General features: G+C 70.3%; 19 protein-coding genes and 1 pseudogene. 14 read left to right on the plus strand and 6 right to left on the minus strand.

From position 1 onward, the window contains the following. Nucleotides 1-29: 29 nt before the first annotated feature. The 11 genes from CP969_RS25960 to CP969_RS26010 all read left to right on the plus strand — a co-directional run bounded on the left by CP969_RS25960 (nucleotide 30) and on the right by CP969_RS26010 (nucleotide 10,150). Nucleotides 30-1,382 (plus strand): MraY family glycosyltransferase, encoded by a 1,353-nt coding sequence (locus CP969_RS25960; protein ID WP_004983333.1) that lies wholly within the window; start codon nucleotides 30-32, stop codon nucleotides 1,380-1,382. A 350-nt stretch (nucleotides 1,383-1,732) separates the two neighbouring features. Beyond that, entirely contained in the window at nucleotides 1,733-2,170 is a 438-nt protein-coding gene (locus CP969_RS25965; protein WP_004983332.1) for a hypothetical protein, read from the plus strand. Nucleotides 2,171-2,395: 225 nt separating this feature from the next. Next, nucleotides 2,396-3,217: a F0F1 ATP synthase subunit A gene (gene atpB / locus CP969_RS25970; protein ID WP_004983331.1), complete on the plus strand. Its 822-nt coding sequence runs from the start codon at nucleotides 2,396-2,398 to the stop codon at nucleotides 3,215-3,217. Between the two features lie 71 nt (nucleotides 3,218-3,288). After that, nucleotides 3,289-3,519, plus strand: coding sequence for an ATP synthase F0 subunit C (gene atpE, locus CP969_RS25975; protein WP_004983330.1), 231 nt, complete (start codon nucleotides 3,289-3,291; stop codon nucleotides 3,517-3,519). A gap of 44 nt (nucleotides 3,520-3,563) precedes the next feature. Then, nucleotides 3,564-4,109 carry a F0F1 ATP synthase subunit B gene (locus CP969_RS25980; RefSeq protein ID WP_004983329.1) on the plus strand — a complete coding sequence of 182 codons (546 nt, stop codon included), beginning with the start codon at nucleotides 3,564-3,566 and terminating at the stop codon, nucleotides 4,107-4,109. After that, the gene (locus CP969_RS25985) at nucleotides 4,106-4,921 is read left to right on the plus strand and encodes a F0F1 ATP synthase subunit delta (RefSeq protein WP_004983328.1); all 816 of its coding nucleotides are present in this window, start codon (nucleotides 4,106-4,108) and stop codon (nucleotides 4,919-4,921) included. Before CP969_RS25980 ends, CP969_RS25985 begins: the two co-directional genes overlap by 4 nt. A gap of 138 nt (nucleotides 4,922-5,059) precedes the next feature. Next, nucleotides 5,060-6,652, plus strand: coding sequence for a F0F1 ATP synthase subunit alpha (gene atpA / locus CP969_RS25990; protein WP_004983327.1), 1,593 nt, complete (start codon nucleotides 5,060-5,062; stop codon nucleotides 6,650-6,652). Between the two features lie 21 nt (nucleotides 6,653-6,673). After that, entirely contained in the window at nucleotides 6,674-7,591 is a 918-nt protein-coding gene (locus CP969_RS25995) for a F0F1 ATP synthase subunit gamma (RefSeq protein ID WP_004983326.1), read from the plus strand. Next, the gene (atpD, locus tag CP969_RS26000) at nucleotides 7,591-9,039 is read left to right on the plus strand and encodes a F0F1 ATP synthase subunit beta (RefSeq protein WP_004983325.1); all 1,449 of its coding nucleotides are present in this window, start codon (nucleotides 7,591-7,593) and stop codon (nucleotides 9,037-9,039) included. Before CP969_RS25995 ends, atpD begins: the two co-directional genes overlap by 1 nt. A gap of 130 nt (nucleotides 9,040-9,169) precedes the next feature. Then, entirely contained in the window at nucleotides 9,170-9,541 is a 372-nt protein-coding gene (locus CP969_RS26005; RefSeq protein ID WP_004983324.1) for a F0F1 ATP synthase subunit epsilon, read from the plus strand. 162 nt (nucleotides 9,542-9,703) lie between these two features. Then, on the plus strand, nucleotides 9,704-10,150 hold the full coding sequence (locus CP969_RS26010) for a DUF2550 domain-containing protein (protein WP_016824617.1): 447 nt from the start codon (nucleotides 9,704-9,706) through the stop codon (nucleotides 10,148-10,150). 138 nt (nucleotides 10,151-10,288) lie between these two features. Here the strand turns inward: CP969_RS26010 and CP969_RS26015 are convergent, their stop codons facing one another. From CP969_RS26015 to CP969_RS26025, 3 genes are all read right to left on the minus strand, one after another. Continuing rightward, complete coding sequence (locus CP969_RS26015) at nucleotides 10,289-12,112, minus strand: glycoside hydrolase family 18 chitinase (protein ID WP_004983323.1); 1,824 nt, start codon at nucleotides 12,110-12,112, stop codon at nucleotides 10,289-10,291. 144 nt (nucleotides 12,113-12,256) lie between these two features. Next, nucleotides 12,257-12,898: a response regulator gene (locus CP969_RS26020; protein ID WP_016824616.1), complete on the minus strand. Its 642-nt coding sequence runs from the start codon at nucleotides 12,896-12,898 to the stop codon at nucleotides 12,257-12,259. Next, entirely contained in the window at nucleotides 12,895-14,097 is a 1,203-nt protein-coding gene (locus CP969_RS26025) for a sensor histidine kinase (RefSeq protein ID WP_016824615.1), read from the minus strand. The genes CP969_RS26020 and CP969_RS26025 overlap by 4 nt, the downstream gene beginning before the upstream one ends. Nucleotides 14,098-14,249: 152 nt before the next feature. Between CP969_RS26025 and CP969_RS26030 the strand changes: the two genes are divergently transcribed. Both CP969_RS26030 and CP969_RS26035 read left to right on the plus strand, forming a co-directional pair. After that, nucleotides 14,250-14,834, plus strand: a complete 585-nt coding sequence (locus CP969_RS26030; RefSeq protein ID WP_004983319.1) for a hypothetical protein — start codon at nucleotides 14,250-14,252, stop codon at nucleotides 14,832-14,834. After that, nucleotides 14,831-15,028, plus strand: coding sequence for a DUF5708 family protein (locus CP969_RS26035; protein WP_004983318.1), 198 nt, complete (start codon nucleotides 14,831-14,833; stop codon nucleotides 15,026-15,028). The genes CP969_RS26030 and CP969_RS26035 overlap by 4 nt, the downstream gene beginning before the upstream one ends. Before the next feature lie 3 nt (nucleotides 15,029-15,031). On the opposite strand, the gene CP969_RS26040 is transcribed toward CP969_RS26035, so the two are convergent. The 3 genes and pseudogenes from CP969_RS26040 to CP969_RS26050 form a co-directional block, all read right to left on the minus strand. After that, nucleotides 15,032-15,604 carry a cob(I)yrinic acid a,c-diamide adenosyltransferase gene (locus CP969_RS26040; protein WP_004983317.1) on the minus strand — a complete coding sequence of 191 codons (573 nt, stop codon included), beginning with the start codon at nucleotides 15,602-15,604 and terminating at the stop codon, nucleotides 15,032-15,034. Nucleotides 15,605-15,617: 13 nt separating this feature from the next. Continuing rightward, nucleotides 15,618-15,800 (minus strand): annotated as a pseudogene (locus tag CP969_RS26045) (ABC transporter permease); the annotation flags it as partial. Nucleotides 15,801-16,076: 276 nt separating this feature from the next. Then, nucleotides 16,077-16,739, minus strand: coding sequence for a maltokinase N-terminal cap-like domain-containing protein (locus CP969_RS26050; RefSeq protein ID WP_016824612.1), 663 nt, complete (start codon nucleotides 16,737-16,739; stop codon nucleotides 16,077-16,079). A gap of 518 nt (nucleotides 16,740-17,257) precedes the next feature. Here CP969_RS26050 and CP969_RS26055 point away from each other — a divergent pair. Further along, nucleotides 17,258-18,106, plus strand: coding sequence for a 3-hydroxyacyl-CoA dehydrogenase family protein (locus CP969_RS26055; protein ID WP_016824611.1), 849 nt, complete (start codon nucleotides 17,258-17,260; stop codon nucleotides 18,104-18,106). The last annotated feature ends 30 nt before the right edge of the window (nucleotides 18,107-18,136 follow it).

The raw sequence follows: 18,136 nt of genomic DNA on the forward strand, positions 1-18,136 counted from the left end.
GATGGCCAGCGAGACCTGTGGGGAAGCCCGTGCGTGAATACCTGCTGACGCTCTGCATCACGGCCGCGGTGACGTACCTGCTGACCGGGCCGGTACGCAAGTTCGCGATCGTGGCCGGGGCGATGCCGGAGATCCGGGCGCGCGACGTGCACCGGGAACCCACTCCGCGGCTCGGCGGGATCGCGATGTTCTTCGGGCTGTGCGCGGGTCTGCTGGTCGCCGACCACCTCACCAACCTCGGCCAGCTCTTCGAGAAGTCCAACGAGCCCCGGGCGCTGCTCTCCGGGGCCGCGCTGATCTGGCTGATCGGCGTCCTGGACGACAAGTTCGAGATCGACGCCCTGATCAAGCTGGGCGGCCAGATGATCGCGGCCGGTGTGATGGTCATGCAGGGTCTGACGATCCTGTGGCTGCCGATCCCGGGGGTCGGCTCGGTCGCCCTCACCCAGTGGCAGGGCACGCTGCTCACGGTCGCGCTGGTCGTCATCACCATCAACGCGGTCAACTTCGTCGACGGCCTGGACGGTCTCGCGGCCGGCATGGTGTGCATCGCGGCGATGGCGTTCTTCCTGTACGCCTACCGCATCTGGTACTCGTACGGCATCGAGGCGGCCGCCCCGGCGACGTTGTTCTCGGCGATCCTGATGGGCATGTGCCTGGGTTTCCTGCCGCACAACATGCACCCGGCGCGGATCTTCATGGGGGACTCCGGCTCGATGCTCATCGGCCTGGTCCTGGCCGCCGGTGCGATCTCCATCACGGGACAGGTCGACCCGGACGCCCTGAACCTGTACGTGGGTTCGGAGAAGGAGGCCGTGCACCAGACGGTGCCGGTCTACATCCCGCTGATCCTGCCGCTCACCATCATCGCGGTGCCGGCCGCCGACCTGATCCTGGCGATCGTGCGGCGCACCTGGCGCGGCCAGTCGCCGTTCGCGGCGGACCGGGGCCATCTGCACCACCGGCTGCTGGAGATCGGCCACTCGCACAGCCGCGCGGTGCTGATCATGTACTTCTGGTCGGCGCTGATCGCCTTCGGCGCGCTCGCCTACTCCGTCAACTCGGCGTCGATGTGGATCGTCCTGAGCGTGGTCTTCCTCAGCGCGATCGGCCTGGTCCTGCTCCTGCTGCCGCGCTTCACCCCGCGGGCCCCGCGCTGGGCGGAGGCCTTCGTCCCGCCGCGTTACCGCCGTCGCCGGGCGCCCGCGCCCGCCCCGGCGCCGGCCGCGGCGGATTCGCGGGCGGCACAGGACGCCGTGGGGGCCGTGGGGGCGGAGGACCGCTCCCCGGTCGCCGCGGGCGTCTCCGGCGTCAACGGCGCGACCGCCCTCGGCGCCCGTGCACACCTGGCCGACGGCCGGCGGGCCGACGGCTCGCACTGACGTCCCGCCGGTTCGGGCCGGACAGCGGCCAAGGTAAGAATCCGACTAGAGCATTGCCAAGTCGTGGGAGTCCGATGGGGCTGTGTTGGGGGTGCAAAGTGCTCCAATACCAGACAAGGGGGCTTCCTTCTCGCTCAGACGCGCAGATTGGTCCTCATGTGTGACACCGGGCACACCGCTCAGGTAAAGACTGCATCAAATAGTTTGTGATACCGTTCACGAGTCCCCGGACAGAGCCGCCGGGCCGTAGTGCGACGGTCCGCCCGGTGCGAGGAAAATCCACCCCGTCCGGGGGACTACGCTCGTCCATGACGACACCCCCTTGCCCCCTTGAAAGCGGAGCTGCCGCCATGCCGTCCAACGACGTCCGGATCCTGATCCAGGCTGCCGTGCCCACCGCTGCCGTCGGTGCGGTCGCAGTCGCGATCGGCGGTGCCGTCGAGGGCGGCAAGGGGGTGATCGGCGGGGTCGTCGCGGCGGTGCTCGTGATCCTCCTCATGGGGGTGGGTCTGTACGTCCTGCAGTGGACCGCCAAATCACTGCCTCATCTGTTCCAGGCGATGGGGCTGATGATGTACATGGCGCAGATCCTGCTGATGTTCGTCTTCATCGCGCTCTTCAAGAACACGACGCTGTTCCACCCGAAGGTCTTCGCCCTCACCTTGCTCGTCTGCACCCTCGCCTGGGTCGCCGCGCAGGCACGGGCCCACATGAAGGCCAAGATTCCCTATGTGGAACCCGAATCGACGACGCGTGAGAAGAAGGAAACCCCGGGGCGTCCGTCGTGAGACGTAGGGCCGGGATAAAGGCGCATGGGAGACCCTGCTATCGTCCGGTGCCAACTGCGGCATCGCGGGCGCGGGCATCCGAGATGACGCCTGCCACATCGCGAGGCGAGATGCCCCACTGCCGCCCCCACATCCGTAACACCAGTCCCGTGCCGATCCGCGGCCCCGTGCCGCGCCGACACCACGAGGTTGCCGAATCCATGCGCCACGCCGAAGGAGCCCGCGGTGAGTGCTGACCCGACGCAGGTGCTCGCCTTCGAGACCGACTGCCACATCTTCGACGGCTGTGGCTTCCCGTCTCCCGGGCTGCACTCGTTCCTGTTCGACCCCCTCTGGGGTAACGGCGACAGCAACGTGTACTTCAACAAGACGATGCTGCTGGCGCTGCTCGGCTCGGTCGTCGTCATCGGCTTCTTCTGGGCGGCCTTCCGTCGGCCCCAGGTCGTCCCCGGCAAGCTGCAGATGGTCGCCGAGACCGGCTACGACTTCGTCCGCCGGGGCATCGTCTACGAGACGATGGGCAAGCGCCAGGGCGAGAAGTACGTCCCGCTCATCGTCTCGCTGTTCTTCTTCGTCTGGATGATGAACCTCTGGTCGATCATCCCGCTCGCGCAGTTCCCGGTGACGTCGGTCTTCGCCTACCCGCTGGTGCTCGCGCTGCTCGTCTACGTCGTGTGGGTCTCGCTGACCTTCAAGAAGCACGGCTTCGTCGGCGCCCTGAAGAACTTCACCGGCTACGACAAGTCGCTCGGCGCGGCGCTGCCGGTCGTGATGCTGATCGAGGCCTTCTCGAACCTGCTCGTGCGGCCCTTCACCCACGCCGTGCGACTCTTCGCGAACATGTTCGCGGGCCACATCCTGATCGTGCTCTTCACCATCGCGAGCTGGTACCTGCTGAACGGCATCGGCATCGCCTACGCCGGCGTCTCGTTCCTGATGGTCCTCGTGATGACGGTCTTCGAGCTCTTCATCCAAGCCCTGCAGGCGTACGTCTTCGTCCTGCTGGCCTGCACCTACATCCAGGGCGCGCTCGCCGAGCACCACTGAGCGTCCCGCACCCGCCCCCAGTCGTCCGGTGGCGCACCCCCACCGGCCCGTGAAGAAAAGGAAGAACTGGCATGTCCCAGACCCTTGCCGCCGTCAGCGGTTCGATCGCTTCCATCGGCTACGGCATCGCCGCTTTCGGCCCCGGCATCGGCGTCGGCATCATCTTCGGTAAGGGCACCGAAGCCATCGCCCGTCAGCCCGAGGCCGCCGGCCTGATCCGTGCCAACCAGATCCTCGGCTTCGCCTTCTGTGAGGCGCTCGCCCTCATCGGCCTGGTCATGCCGTTCGTCTACGGCACGTGATCATCTGATCCACGACCGCCCCCCTAGACGAAAGGCACTCTGATATGAGCCCACTGCTTCATATCGCGGCTGAGGAGTTGCAGAACCCCCTCGTCCCGCCGATTCCCGAGCTCGTCATCGGCCTGCTCGCCTTCGTCATCGTCTTCGGCTTCCTCGCCAAGAAGCTCCTCCCGAACATCAACAAGGTTCTGGAGGAGCGCCGCGAGGCGATCGAGGGCGGGATCGAGAAGGCCGAGGCCGCCCAGACCGAGGCCCAGAGCGTGCTCGAGCAGTACAAGGCTCAGCTCGCCGAGGCCCGGCACGAGGCCGCGCGCCTGCGCCAGGAGGCACAGGAGCAGGGCGCCGCGCTCATCGCCGAGATGCGCGCGGAGGGCCAGCGGCAGCGTGAGGAGATCATCGCCGCCGGTCACACGCAGGTCGAGGCCGACCGCAAGGCCGCGTCCGCGGCACTGCGCCAGGACATCGGCAAGCTCGCCACCGACCTGGCCGGCAAGCTCGTCGGTGAGTCCCTCGAGGACCACGCCCGGCAGAGCCGTGTGATCGACCGCTTCCTCGACCAGCTCGAGGAGAAGGCCGAGGCCGCACGATGAACGGAGCGAGCCGCGAGGCCCTGGCCGCCGCACGTGAGCGGCTCGACGCGCTGACGGACTCCACGTCCGTGGACGCGGCGCAGCTCGCCGACGAGCTGGCCGCCGTCACCGCGCTGCTCGACCGCGAGGTCAGCTTGCGCCGGGTCCTCACCGACCCGGCGCAGGCCGCTGACGCCAAGGCCGGACTGGCCGGACGCATCCTCGCCGGCCAGGTCAGCGGCCCGACCGCCGACCTGGTGGCCGGTACGGTGCGCTCCCGCTGGTCGCAGTCGCGCGACCTGGTGGACGCGCTGGAGGAGCTGGCCAACACGGCCGACTTCACCGCGGCCCAGCGGGCGGGCACGCTCGACGAGGTCGAGGACGAGCTGTTCCGGTTCGGCCGGATCGTCTCGTCCGACACGCAGCTGCGGGCCGCGCTGACCAACCGCGCCGCGAGCGCCTCGGCCAAGGGCGAGCTGCTGCGCAGCCTGCTCGGCGGCCGGACCAAGCCCACGACCGAGCGTCTGGTGACGCGCCTTGTCACCGCGCCGCGGGGACGTAGCCTGGAAGCGGGACTCGAGTCCCTGTCCAAGCTCGCCGCCGATCGTCGCAACCGCGCGGTCGCCGTCGTCACCTCGGCGGTCCCGCTGAGCGACACGCAGAAGCGGCGTCTCGGTGCCGCGCTGGCGAAGCTCTACGGCCGTGAGATGCACCTCAACCTCGACGTGGACCCCGCGGTCCTGGGCGGGATCCGGGTGCGGGTCGGCGACGAGATCATCAACGGCTCGCTCGCGGACCGGCTCGAGGACGCCGCCCGCCGCATGGCGAGCTAGCAGCAGCAACTCCATAAGCATGACTACGGCCCGGGTTGGGCCGTGCAGAGGATTCACCTCTTATTGGGGGGAGTCCCCGACTCGTGGAATACCCCCCAAGTGAAACTTCGGGCCCAACAAGGAGAGCAGGGAACTCAGATGGCGGAGCTCACGATCCGGCCGGAGGAGATCCGGGACGCGCTGGAGAACTTCGTCCAGTCGTACAAGCCGGACGCGGCCTCGCGCGAGGAGGTCGGTACGGTCACCCTTGCCGGTGACGGCATTGCAAAGGTCGAGGGTCTGCCGTCGGCCATGGCCAACGAGCTGCTGAAGTTCGAGGACGGCACCCTCGGCCTCGCCCTCAACCTCGAGGAGCGCGAGATCGGTGCCATCGTCCTCGGTGAGTTCAGCGGCATCGAGGAGGGCCAGCCGGTCACCCGCACCGGCGAGGTCCTGTCCGTCGCCGTGGGCGAGGGCTACCTCGGCCGTGTGGTCGACCCGCTCGGCAACCCGATCGACGGCCTCGGCGAGATCGAGACCGAGGGCCGCCGCGCCCTCGAACTGCAGGCCCCCACGGTCATGCAGCGCAAGTCGGTGCACGAGCCGATGGAGACGGGTTACAAGGCCGTCGACGCCATGACCCCGATCGGCCGTGGTCAGCGCCAGCTGATCATCGGCGACCGCCAGACCGGCAAGACCGCCCTGGCCGTCGACACGATCATCAACCAGCGGGACAACTGGCGCACCGGCGACCCGAAGAAGCAGGTCCGCTGCATCTACGTCGCCATCGGCCAGAAGGGCTCCACCATCGCGTCGGTCCGCCGCGCGCTGGAGGAGAACGGCGCGCTGGAGTACACGACCATCGTCGCCGCCCCGGCGTCCGACCCGGCCGGCTTCAAGTACCTGGCGCCGTACACCGGCTCCGCCATCGGTCAGCAGTGGATGTACGAGGGCAAGCACGTCCTGATCATCTTCGACGACCTGTCGAAGCAGGCCGACGCCTACCGCGCCGTGTCGCTGCTGCTGCGCCGCCCGCCGGGCCGCGAGGCCTACCCGGGTGACGTCTTCTACCTGCACTCCCGGCTGCTGGAGCGCTGCGCCAAGCTCTCCGACGACATGGGTGCCGGCTCGATGACCGGTCTGCCGATCGTCGAGACCAAGGCCAACGACGTCTCGGCGTTCATCCCGACCAACGTCATCTCCATCACCGACGGCCAGTGCTTCCTGGAGTCCGACCTGTTCAACGCCGGCCAGCGTCCGGCCCTGAACGTCGGTATCTCGGTCTCCCGCGTCGGTGGCTCCGCCCAGCACAAGGCGATGCGCCAGGTCTCCGGCCGTCTGCGCGTGGACCTCGCCCAGTTCCGTGAGCTGGAGGCGTTCGCCGCCTTCGGTTCCGACCTGGACGCCGCGTCGAAGGCGCAGCTGGAGCGCGGTCAGCGCATGGTCGAGCTGCTGAAGCAGAACCAGTACGAGCCGATGGCCACCGAGGACCAGGTCGTCTCCATCTGGGCCGGTACCACGGGCCGCATGGACGAGGTCCCGGTCGCGGACATCCGCCGCTTCGAGAAGGAGCTGCTGGAGTACCTGCACCGTCAGGAGCAGGGCCTCATGACCTCCATCCGCGAGGGCGCCAAGATGTCCGACGACACGATCCAGGCGATCGCCGACGCGGTGGCTGCCTTCAAGAAGCAGTTCGAGACGAGCGACGGCAAGCTGCTCGGCGAGGACGCCCCGGCCGCTGCCGCCAAGTGACGTAAGGAAGGGACCTGACTCATGGGAGCCCAGCTCCGGGTCTACAAGCGTCGCATCCGATCCGTCACCGCGACCAAGAAGATCACCAAGGCGATGGAGATGATCGCCGCCTCGCGCGTCGTCAAGGCGCAGCGCAAGGTGGCGGCCTCCACGCCGTACGCGCAGGAGCTCACCCGCGCGGTCACGGCGGTCGGCACCGGTTCGGACACCAAGCACCCGCTGACCACGGAGGCGGAGACCCCGACCCGTGCCGCGGTCCTGCTCCTCACGAGCGACCGCGGTCTGGCCGGCGCCTTCAACGCCAACGCCATCAAGGCGGCGGAGCAGCTGACCGAGCGCCTGGAGCGCGAGGGCAAGCAGGTCGACACGTACATCGTCGGCCGCCGCGGTGTCGCCCACTACAACTTCCGCGAGCGCACGGTCGCGGAGTCGTTCACGGGCTTCACCGACGAGCCTTCGTACGCGGACGCCAAGAAGGTCGCGGCTCCGCTGATCGAGGCCATCGAGAAGGAGACGGCTGACGGGGGTGTGGACGAACTCCACATCGTCTACACCGAGTTCGTCTCGATGATGACGCAGACGGCGGTCGACTCCCGGCTGCTCCCGCTGCGCCTCGAAGAGGTCGCTCAGGAGTCGGCGACGAAGGACGAGATCCTTCCGCTGTACGACTTCGAGCCCTCGGCGGAGGACGTCCTCGACGCCCTGCTGCCGCGCTACGTGGAGAGCCGCATCTACAACGCGCTGCTCCAGTCGGCCGCTTCGAAGCACGCCGCCACGCGGCGCGCGATGAAGTCGGCCACCGACAACGCGGGCGAGCTGATCAACACGCTCTCCCGGCTTGCCAACGCGGCCCGCCAGGCCGAAATCACCCAGGAAATCAGCGAGATCGTCGGTGGCGCGAGCGCACTGGCCGACGCGACCGCGGGGAGTGACAACTAATGACCACCACTGTTGAGCCGACCGCTGCGTCGGGCGTGGCCACCGGCCGCGTCGCGCGGGTCATCGGCCCGGTCGTCGACGTGGAGTTCCCCGTCGACGCGATGCCGGACATCTACAACGCCCTGCACGTCGAGGTCTCCGACCCGGCGAACGAGGGCGCGAAGAAGACGCTGACCCTGGAAGTCGCCCAGCACCTGGGCGAGGGCCTGGTCCGCACCATCTCCATGCAGCCCACCGACGGTCTGGTCCGCCAGGCCCCGGTGACCGACACGGGTTCCGCCATCTCCGTGCCGGTCGGCGACTTCACCAAGGGCAAGGTGTTCAACACCCTCGGTGAGGTGCTCAACGTCGACGAGACGTACGACGGCGAGCGCTGGCCGATCCACCGCAAGGCGCCGAACTTCGACGAGCTCGAGTCGAAGACCGAGATGTTCGAGACCGGCGTGAAGGTCATCGACCTGCTCACCCCGTACGTCAAGGGCGGCAAGATCGGTCTGTTCGGCGGCGCCGGCGTCGGCAAGACGGTGCTCATCCAGGAGATGATCTACCGCGTCGCCAACAACCACGACGGTGTGTCGGTGTTCGCCGGTGTCGGTGAGCGCACCCGTGAGGGCAACGACCTCATCGACGAGATGAGCGAGTCCGGCGTCATCGACAAGACCGCCCTGGTCTTCGGTCAGATGGACGAGCCCCCGGGCACCCGTCTGCGCGTCGCGCTGGCCGGCCTCACCATGGCCGAGTACTTCCGCGACGTCCAGAAGCAGGACGTGCTGTTCTTCATCGACAACATCTTCCGCTTCACCCAGGCCGGTTCCGAGGTGTCGACCCTGCTCGGCCGCATGCCCTCCGCGGTGGGCTACCAGCCGAACCTGGCCGACGAGATGGGCCTCCTCCAGGAGCGCATCACCTCGACCCGCGGTCACTCGATCACCTCGATGCAGGCGATCTACGTCCCCGCGGACGACCTGACCGACCCGGCCCCGGCCACCACCTTCGCCCACCTCGACGCGACGACGGTGCTCTCCCGTCCGATCTCGGAGAAGGGCATCTACCCGGCCGTGGACCCGCTGGACTCCACGTCCCGCATCCTGGACCCGCGCTACATCGCGCAGGACCACTACAACGCGGCCATGCGCGTGAAGAACATCCTGCAGAAGTACAAGGACCTGCAGGACATCATCGCGATCCTCGGTATCGACGAGCTCGGCGAGGAGGACAAGCTCGTCGTCCACCGTGCCCGTCGCGTGGAGCGCTTCCTGTCCCAGAACACCCATGTCGCCAAGCAGTTCACCGGCGTGGACGGTTCGGACGTGCCGCTGGACGAGTCGATCGCCGCGTTCAACGCGATCTGCGACGGTGAGTACGACCACTTCCCGGAGCAGGCGTTCTTCATGTGCGGTGGCATCGAGGACCTGAAGAAGAACGCGAAGGAGCTGGGCGTCTCCTGAGCCCCGCGTTCACCGTGAGCCCGCGGGCTCACACCTGAGGGGGCGGGTGCGTCCCGCCCCCTCTCCCACGCCCACTAGACTTGTAACCAACACCCGGCAGACCCGCCGGGTGGTGACCCGAGGAGCCACCTTGGCTGCTGAGCTGCACGTCGCGCTGGTCGCGGCCGACCGAGAGGTCTGGTCCGGCGAGGCCACCCTGGTCGTCGCGCGCACCACGTCCGGCGACATCGGCGTCATGCCCGGTCACCAGCCGCTGCTCGGTGTGCTGGAGTCGGGCCCGGTGACCATCCGTACGAGTGAAGGTGAGACGGTCGTCGCCGCGGTGCACGGCGGTTTCATCTCGTTCGCGGACAACAAGCTGTCGCTGCTGGCGGAGATCGCCGAGCTGTCGGACGAGATCGACGTCCAGCGTGCGGAGCGGGCGCTCGAGCGCGCGAAGTCGGAGGCCGACGCCTCGGCGGAGCGCCGCGCGGACGTCCGTCTGCGGGCGGCGACCCGCTGAGCCATGGGAGGCACCGCCCGGGCTGTCCAGGCACCGGGGGATCGGTGCGATGACGTCACTCAGCCGCGGTCGGCACCGGAGCAATCCGGAGCCGACCGCGGCTGAGGCAGATCTGGATGATTTTTCCGTTCCGTTACCTAGGAGACGAGGAGGTCGGTGTCGATGGTCCTCGCTCTGACTGTGTGCGGAATCGTCGTGGTGCTCGTGGTGGTGGGGCTCTTCGTCTTCGGCCTGCGCCGCCGCCTCATCCAGCGCTCCGGCGGAACCTTCGACTGCAGCCTGCGCTGGGACGCCCCCGAGGAGGGCGACGCCGGAGGCAAGGGCTGGGCCTACGGGGTGGCCCGCTACAACGGTGACCGGGTCGAGTGGTTCCGGGTCTTCTCCTACGCCCCCCGCCCGCGCCGCGTCCTGGAGCGCTCCGCGATCGAGGTGGCCGGCCGCCGGGTCCCGGAGGGCGAGGAGGAGCTGGCCCTGCTGTCCGACTCGGTGATCCTCGCCTGTCTGCACCGGGGCACGCGGCTCGAGCTCGCCATGAGCGAGGACGCGCTGACCGGTTTCCTCGCGTGGCTCGAGGCGGCCCCGCCCGGACAGCGGGTGAACGTCGCGTAGAGCGACGTCCGGGGCCCCTCCCCCTGGCAGCGGAGCTGCTGGGGGAGGGGCCCCGAACGTGGCCCGACCGTGTTCGCCCTCCCCCCGGGCTTCGTCCGGGGGGAGGGCGAACATCGTCCGGCTGTGTGCTCCGGTCGCTTACTTCAGCCCGCCGTCGATGGCGTTCACCAGCTCACCGTTCGCGGTGTCGCCGCTGAACTCCCAGAAGAAGGCGCCGCCCAGGCCCTGGTTCTTGGCCCAGGCCATCTTCGAGTTGATGGTGGCCGGGGTGTCGTAGGACCACCAGTTGGTGCCGCAGTGGGCGTACGCCGTGCCGGCGATGGTGCCGGTGGCCGGGCAGGAGTTCTTGAGGATCTTGTAGTCCTCGATGCCCGCCTCGTAGGTGCCGGCCGCCGGGCCGGTCGCGGTGCCGCCGGGGGCGGACTGGGTGACGCCGGTCCAGCCGCGGCCGTAGAAGCCGATGCCGAGCAGCAGCTTGCTCGCCGGGACGCCCTTGGCCTTCAGCTTCGCGATCGCGGCGGCCGAGTTGAAGGCCTCCTGCGGGATGCCGTTGTACGAGGTCAGCGGCGAGTGGGGAGCGGTGGGTCCGGTCCGGTCCCAGGCGCCGAAGTAGTCGTACGTCATCACGTTGTACCAGTCGAGGTACTGCGCGGCGCCGCCGTAGTCGGCCGCGTCGATCTTGCCGCCGGCCGAGGCGTCCGCGGTGATCGCGGCGGTGACCAGGTAGTCCTTGCCGAACTCGGCGCGCAGGGCCTGGGACAGGGTCTTGAAGGCCGCGGGGCCGCTGGTGTCACAGGTGAGACCGCAGGCGTTCGGGTACTCCCAGTCGATGTCGATGCCGTCGAACACGTCGGCCCAGCGCGGGTCCTCCACGACCTGCTTGCAGGACTTGGCGAACGCGGCCGCGTTCTGCGCGGCCTGGCCGAAGCCGCCGGAGTAGGTCCAGCCGCCGAAGGAGTACAGCACCTTGATGTGCGGGTACTTCGCCTTCAGCTGGCGCAGCTGGTTGAAGTTGCCGCGCAGCGGCTGGTCCCAGGTGTCGGCGGTGCCGCTGACGGACTGGTCGGCGGTGTAGGCCTTCTCGTAGGCGGCGAAGGTGTCGTCGACGGTGCACTGACCGTTCTTGACGTTGCCGAAGGCGTAGTTGATGTGGGTGATCTTGGAGGCCGAGCCGGACGTCACCAGGTTCTTGACGTGGTAGTTGCGGCCGTAGACGCCCCACTCGGTGAAGTAACCGAGCTTCACCTTGTCGCCGGTGGGCGGCGGTTCCTCGGTGTTGCCCGTGGTGCGGACCTTGACCGAGCCGCTGACGGGGCCGGTCTGGTCGGCGGTGTCGCGGGCCTGGACCGCGTACGAGTAGTCGGTGCCCTTGGTGAGACCGGTGTCCGTGTAGGACGTGCCGGTCACGGTGGCGACCCGGGTGCCGTCGCGCAGCACGTCGTAGTTCTTGACGCCCTTGTCGTCGGTGGCCGCGGACCAGGACAGCCGCACCGAGGTGTCGGTGATGTTCGAGGCCGTGGGGGTGCCGGGCGCGGAGGGGGCCTTGTCACCGGGGACGGAGGTGCCGTCGCAGCTGCCGCCGTTGAGCTTGCAGCCGGACGGGGAGCCGGAGCCGCTGCCGTTGAAGCCGAAGGAGATCGACGCCCCGGGGGCGAGGGTGCCGTTCCAGCCGAGGTTCTTGGCGGTCCAGTGGTCACCGGAGTTGGTGACCGTGGCGTCCCAGGCGGAGGTGACCTTGGTGCCGGCGGGGAAGTCCCATTCGACGGTCCAGGAGTTGAGGGGCGTGGTGCCGGTGTTCTTCACCGTCCACTTGCCCTCGAAGCCGGAGCCCCAGTCCTGGGTCTTGGTGTAGGTGGCGGTCGCGGAGTCGGCCGCCTGAGCGGGGCTCGCGAGGGCGACGAGGCCGGAGAGGGGAAGCAGCAGGGTCGCGAGACCTGCCGCGGTTTTGTGTCTGAAGCGCACGGTGCGCCTCCTCTGGTGATTGCGCCACTGGCGCAACGGGGATGTTGAGGTGGGCATGACTGAGCCATCACGCCCACGGTGCCGCGAGAATAGAAAGGTCTGGACCACGGGTCAATAGGTCTGGACCACTACACCGTCTTCGGCTCAGATCCCCAGTTCCTGCGCCAGCACGGCCGCTTGCACCCGGCTGCGCAGCCCCAACTTGCCCAGCAGGCGGCTGACGTGCGTCTTCACCGTGGCCTCCGCCATGTCGAGGCGGTCCGCGATGCCGGCGTTGGACAGCCCCTCACCGAGGCAGGAGAGCACCTCGCGTTCGCGCCGGGTGAGGGACTCCAGCACCGCCGGGTCGGCCTCCGTCCGCCGGGCCGGCTTCGCGGCGAACTCGGCGATCAGCCGCCGGGTGACGGCCGGGGCGACGATCCCCTCCCCGCGCGCCACCGTGCGCACCGCCGCGACGAGGTCCCTCGCCTCCGTGTTCTTCAGCAGGAATCCGGCGGCCCCGGCCCGCAGCGCCCCGAAGACGTACTCGTCCAGGTCGAAGGTGGTCAGCACCAGCACGTCGGCGAGCCGCTCGCCGACCACCTGCCGGGTCGCCGACACCCCGTCCAGGCGCGGCATCTGCACGTCCATCAGCACCAGGTCGGGGCGCAGTTCACGGGCGAGCGCCACCGCCTGTTCGCCGTCCGCGGCCTCGCCGACCACCTCGATGTCGGGGGCGCTGCGCAGGATGAGGACCAGTCCGGCGCGGACGGCGGACTGGTCCTCGGCGACCAGGACGCGGATCATCGGATCTCTCCTCGGGCGGTGTCGGTGAGGGGGAGGGAGGCGCGGACGACCCAGAGCCCGCCGTCCGCGGGGTCCGGGGCGTCGGCGGGGCCCGCGTCGAAGGTGCCGTGCAGCAGGGCGGCCCGCTCCCGCATCCCGACCAGTCCGGCCCCGGAGCCCGGGGCGCGCGGGGCGTCCCGGCCGTCGTGGGGGCTGGTCACGCGGAGCTCGAGGGCGTCGTCCCGCTCGCGCAGCCACACCGTGACCTCCCCCGGCGCGGCGTGCTTCAGCGCGTTCGTCAGCGACTCCTGCACGATCCGGTACGCGGCGAGCTCGACCGGTGCGGGGACGGAGCCGTACGCGGCGTCCAGGGTGACGTCCAGGCCGTTGGCGCGGGCGCCCTCCACCAGGGCGCCGAGGCCGTCGAGGGTCGGGGTCGCCGCGGGCTCCCGGTCGCCGGCGCCGTCCCGCAGGATGCCGATCAGGCGGCGCATCTCCGACAGGCCCTGGACGCTGTTCTCCCGGATCACGGTGAGCGCCTCCTTGGAGGTCCCGGGGTCGTCCAGGGAGAGCGCGGCCGTGGAGTGGATGGCGATCGCCGAGAGGTGGTTGGCCACCACGTCGTGCAACTCCCGCGCCATCCGGGAGCGTTCCGCGGCCACCGCCTGGGTGCGGTCCGTCTCCGCGAGCAGCGCGGTCTGCTCGGCCCGCAGCCGCGCGGCCTCGGCGGCGTCCCGGTGGTTGCGCACGATGAGGCCGGTCGACGCGGGCCCGAACGCGATGACGCCGACGGCGAACCCGATCAGCAGCGCCTCGGGCACCCGCCACACGGCGTACGGCACCAGCACGCCGGCGACGCTGAGCAGCCCGGTGATCCGCGGGATGCGGCGGGCGGAGCGGGGCGGGCCGTACAGGACGGCGGCGTACATCAGGTCGGTGTACATCACGATCGTGGCGATGCTGCCCCGGGTCAGGGTGTCCGCGGCCAGTGCCAGGGTGCCGACGAGCAGCGCGGTGCGCGGGGCGGAGCGGCGCAGCAGCTCGCAGCCGGCCATCACGAAGAGCGGCAGCAGGAGGGGCCAGGGGCCGTCGAGGAGCACGATCGGGTCGTCGGCCCGCCGGACGCCGAGGCCGAAGCCCCACAGCAGCAGTCCGCCGAGCAGCCCGGCGAGCGCGGCCCATACGTCGAAGCGGTGCGGGCGGGGCGGTCGTGGGGCCATGGCACCATCCAACACGGTGCGTGCGTCCGGCGCCCGATCCCCGGGGAGGGTCCCGGACTGCATCTTTCGATGTACCGCGAGGTCGTCGGCGGCGACGACGCGACGGGACGGTCCGCACGGGAGCCTGGAAGGGTGACCGAGAGGAGCGAACCGTGATCGCTGTTTTGATCGCCGCCTGCGAGATCGGCTTCTGGGTGCTGCTGGCCGCCGGACTGGCCTGCCGCTATCTGCTGAGGATGCCGCGCGTCGGCCTGGCGCTGCTGCTCTGCGAGCCGCTGCTGGAGGTCGTCCTGCTGGTCGTCACCGCGCTGGACCTGAAGAACGGCGCCGAACCGAACTGGACGCACGGCCTGGCCGCGCTCTACATCGGCTACACCGTCGGCCACGGCCACCGCACGGTGAAGTGGCTCGACGGCCACGCGGCGCACCGGCTGGCCGGCGCGCCCAGGCCCCAGGGACCCCCGCGGTACGGCCTGGCCCGCGCCCGGCACGAGACCCGGGTCTGGCTGGGCACGCTGCTGGGCGCCGCCGTGGCGACCGCGCTGCTCCAGATCGCCGTCTGGTACGTCGGCGACGCGAGCCGCACCACCTCCCTGGAGGACTGGCGCCTCATCGCCTGGCGCGCCGCGGGGATCCACGCCCTGGTGACCCTGACCTACTGGATCTGGCCGAAGAAGGCCCCGGCGGGCGCGCCGGAGGCCGAGCGCGACGCCGGCAGGGAGAAGGCGAGCCGGTGAGCCGGGCGTCCAGGAACCTCCTCGCGGGGTCCGTCACCCTGCTGGTGGGGCTGTGGCTGTGGCGGTTCGCCCGGGGAGTGGACCTGCCGCTGGTCACCCCCGCCAAGGTGGGGGTGGTGATGATGTGCGCCGGCGGTGCGGAGATCCTGCTCGGCCTGTACCGGGCCGCACGGACCTCGGCGGGGCCCCGGTAGGGCTCAGCGCTCCCCGCCCGGCACCCACAGCACGTCGCCGGTCTCCTTGTTCGCGATGCGGGCCAGGATGAACAGCAGGTCCGAGAGGCGGTTCAGATAGGTCGCGGTGAGCGGGTTCATGGTCTCGCCGTGCGCCTCCAGCGCGGCCCACGTCGACCGTTCGGCCCGCCGCACCACCGTGCAGGCCTGGTGCAGCAGGGCCGCGCCCGGCGTCCCGCCCGGCAGGATGAAGGAGCGCAGCTTCTCCAGCCGCTCGTTGAAGCGGTCGCAGTCCGCCTCCAGCCGGTCCACGTAGAACTGCTCGACCCTGAGCGGCGGGAACTCCGGGTTCTCCACCACCGGCGTCGACAGGTCCGCGCCCACGTCGAACAGGTCGTTCTGGACGCGGGTGAGGACCGCGACGACCTCCTCCTCCAGACCACCCAGCGCGAGCGCCGTGCCGATCACCGCGTTCGCCTCGTTGGCGTCGGCGTAGGCGGAGATCCGCAGGTCGGTCTTGGGGACCCGGCTCATGTCACCGAGGTTCGTGGTGCCCTTGTCGCCGGTCCGGGTGTAGATGCGCGTCAGATTGACCATGCGGCCAGCCTAGTTACGCACCGGCCGTGCGGAACACTCGTGTGCCCACCGTCACGGCGAGCACCGCGAAGCCGACGGCGACCGGCGTGCCGTACCGCAGGGGGGCCGTCGCGTACGCCCCGGCGCAGGCGTCCCGCACCGCGTCCGCCGGGTGGCGGAACGGCGTCAGGTGCGACAGCGCGTCCCGCCGGGCGGGGTCCGGCGCCCTCGCGATGTCCGGGCGGCGCCGCGGCCCGCCCCGGACGACGCGCTGCCGGGCCCGGTCGCCGGCCGGGTCCGCTGGGTCCACGGCACGGTGCCCGTCACGATCGGCCGGGAGAGGATGAAGGGCCGCGCCCCGGCCGAGGTGTTCCGCGAGGTGCTCGGACTCGTCGACGGCGTCGAGGAGTTGCCGAGCGGCGAGGTGCTCGACCACGCGGTGCGCGGCTGGACCGGGACCACGGCCCGCCCGGTACGACCCGTCGGCCGGGCCCTACGCCCGAGGGGGCGTGCGCAGGACGAGGAAGAGGCCCTGCGCGCGGGTGCCGTCGGGCAGCTCCCACGCGCCGGCGACATGACCCGACGTTCCCGGTTCGGGAAGGGGCGGGCCGTCCGGGGCGGGCCGCGGGGTGCGCAGGACGCGGAGGACCGTGCCGTCCGGCGCGGACAGTTCGGTGTGTTCCGCGGTGTCGACGACGGTGGTGAGGTCCGCCGGCACCGGGCCCTCGTCCGCGTGGGCGCGGGTGACCTCCCGGTCGGGGGTGTCGGTGAGGTTCTGGGCCTGCGCCCGTGCCCGGCCCTCGATCAGCGCCGCCGTCTCGGCCACGAGCACCGGGTCGTGGCAGCCGTCGTAGACCCAACGCCGTCCGAGGACGCCGTGTTCGGCGGTGCCGATGAGGGCGTGCTCCGCACCGTCGAGCGGAGCGCCCCGGTAGGTGAGCGGCACCAGGTAGGCGGCCGGCTCGGCGCCGGAGGAGTCGGTGACGACCATGAACTCGATGCCGACCTCCCCTCGCGGGTCGTCGAGCCGGAAACCGCCGGCCCCGGCCGGCCGCGGTTCCCCCGCACCCCCGTGGTACCAGGGGCGTGAGGGCAGCCAGGCGGTCAGCAGTTCCAGCTTGGTCGGCTCGAGAGTGGTGCGGTGGATCACGGCCATGCCGGGGACTCTCCTCCGTTGGGCGGACGACGACCCCCACCCTGGCATCCGCCGCCGACGCGGCGGCTCTTTCCCGCCGCGGACCGGTCCCGGCGGACGGCTCCGGGGACACCGCCGGCGCTGCGGTCCCGCACGGTGGGGGCGCCCGGCGAGCGGGTCCGGCCGGTGCCCGGGAGTGCGCGCCGCACGCGGTGGCCGAGTGCGCGCCGACACGATCGGAGCAAAGGCCGTCCCGGCCCGCGGGCATGCCGGCCGCAGGGTGGGGAGACCTCGGCGCCAGCCGGTCCGTGAGGCGTCAACCGGCTTGGGAACGCGAGGAGTCGGCGCTCCGGCCGCCGGAGTCGGGGCCCCGCCGGGCCCTGCCGCGGGGAGGGCCGCCGGGCCCGCCGTGCGGGACGTGACAGGGGTCTCACTTCGTGAGACGTGAAACGCGTTACTAAGTCGGTCACGGGGACCCCGCCGCCCGCTAGTGTCCGCTCCTGGAGAACAACGACAGCGCGTATCAGGGGAGTCGCACAGTGGCACGCAAGCTCGCCGTCATCGGGGCCGGCCTCATGGGGTCCGGCATCGCCCAGGTCTCCGCCCAGGCGGGCTGGGAGGTCGTCCTGCGCGACGTCACCGACGAGGCGCTCACGCGGGGCACCGACGGGATCAGGGCGTCGTACGACAAGTTCGTGAGCAAGGGCAAGCTGGAGGCGCACGACGCCGACGCCGCCCTCGCCCGGATCACCGCGACCACCGACCTGGACGCCTGTGCGGACGCGGACATCGTGGTCGAGGCCGTGTTCGAGAAGCTCGAGGTGAAGCACGAGATCTTCCGCGCCCTCGACAAGATCGTGCGCGAGGACGCCGTGCTCGCCTCCAACACCTCCGCCATCCCGATCACCAAGATCGCGGCCGTGACGGAGCGCCCGGAGCGGGTCGTCGGCACCCACTTCTTCTCGCCGGTGCCGATGATGCAGCTGTGCGAACTGGTCCGCGGTTACAAGACCAGTGACGAAACCCTCGCCAAGGCACGGGAGTTCGCCGAGTCGGTCGGCAAGACCTGCATCGTCGTCAACCGTGACGTGGCCGGCTTCGTGACCACCCGCCTCATCTGCGCCCTCGTCGTCGAGGCCGCGAAGCTGTACGAGTCGGGCGTGGCGAGTGCCGAGGACATCGACCTGGCGTGCAAGCTGGGCTTCGGCCATGCCATGGGGCCTCTGGCCACCGCCGACCTCACCGGTGTGGACATCCTGCTGCACGCCACGAGCAACATCTACACCGAGTCGCAGGACGAGAAGTTCGCCGCTCCCGAACTGATGCGCCGGATGGTTGACGCCGGTGACATCGGTCGCAAGAGCGGGCAGGGCTTCTACGAGCACTGACACCGCGCACCCGCCCCGGCGTGCATCACA

The sequence above is a fragment of the Streptomyces viridosporus T7A genome (genome assembly GCF_008704515.1).
In the GTDB taxonomy this organism is placed as follows: domain Bacteria; phylum Actinomycetota; class Actinomycetes; order Streptomycetales; family Streptomycetaceae; genus Streptomyces; species Streptomyces viridosporus.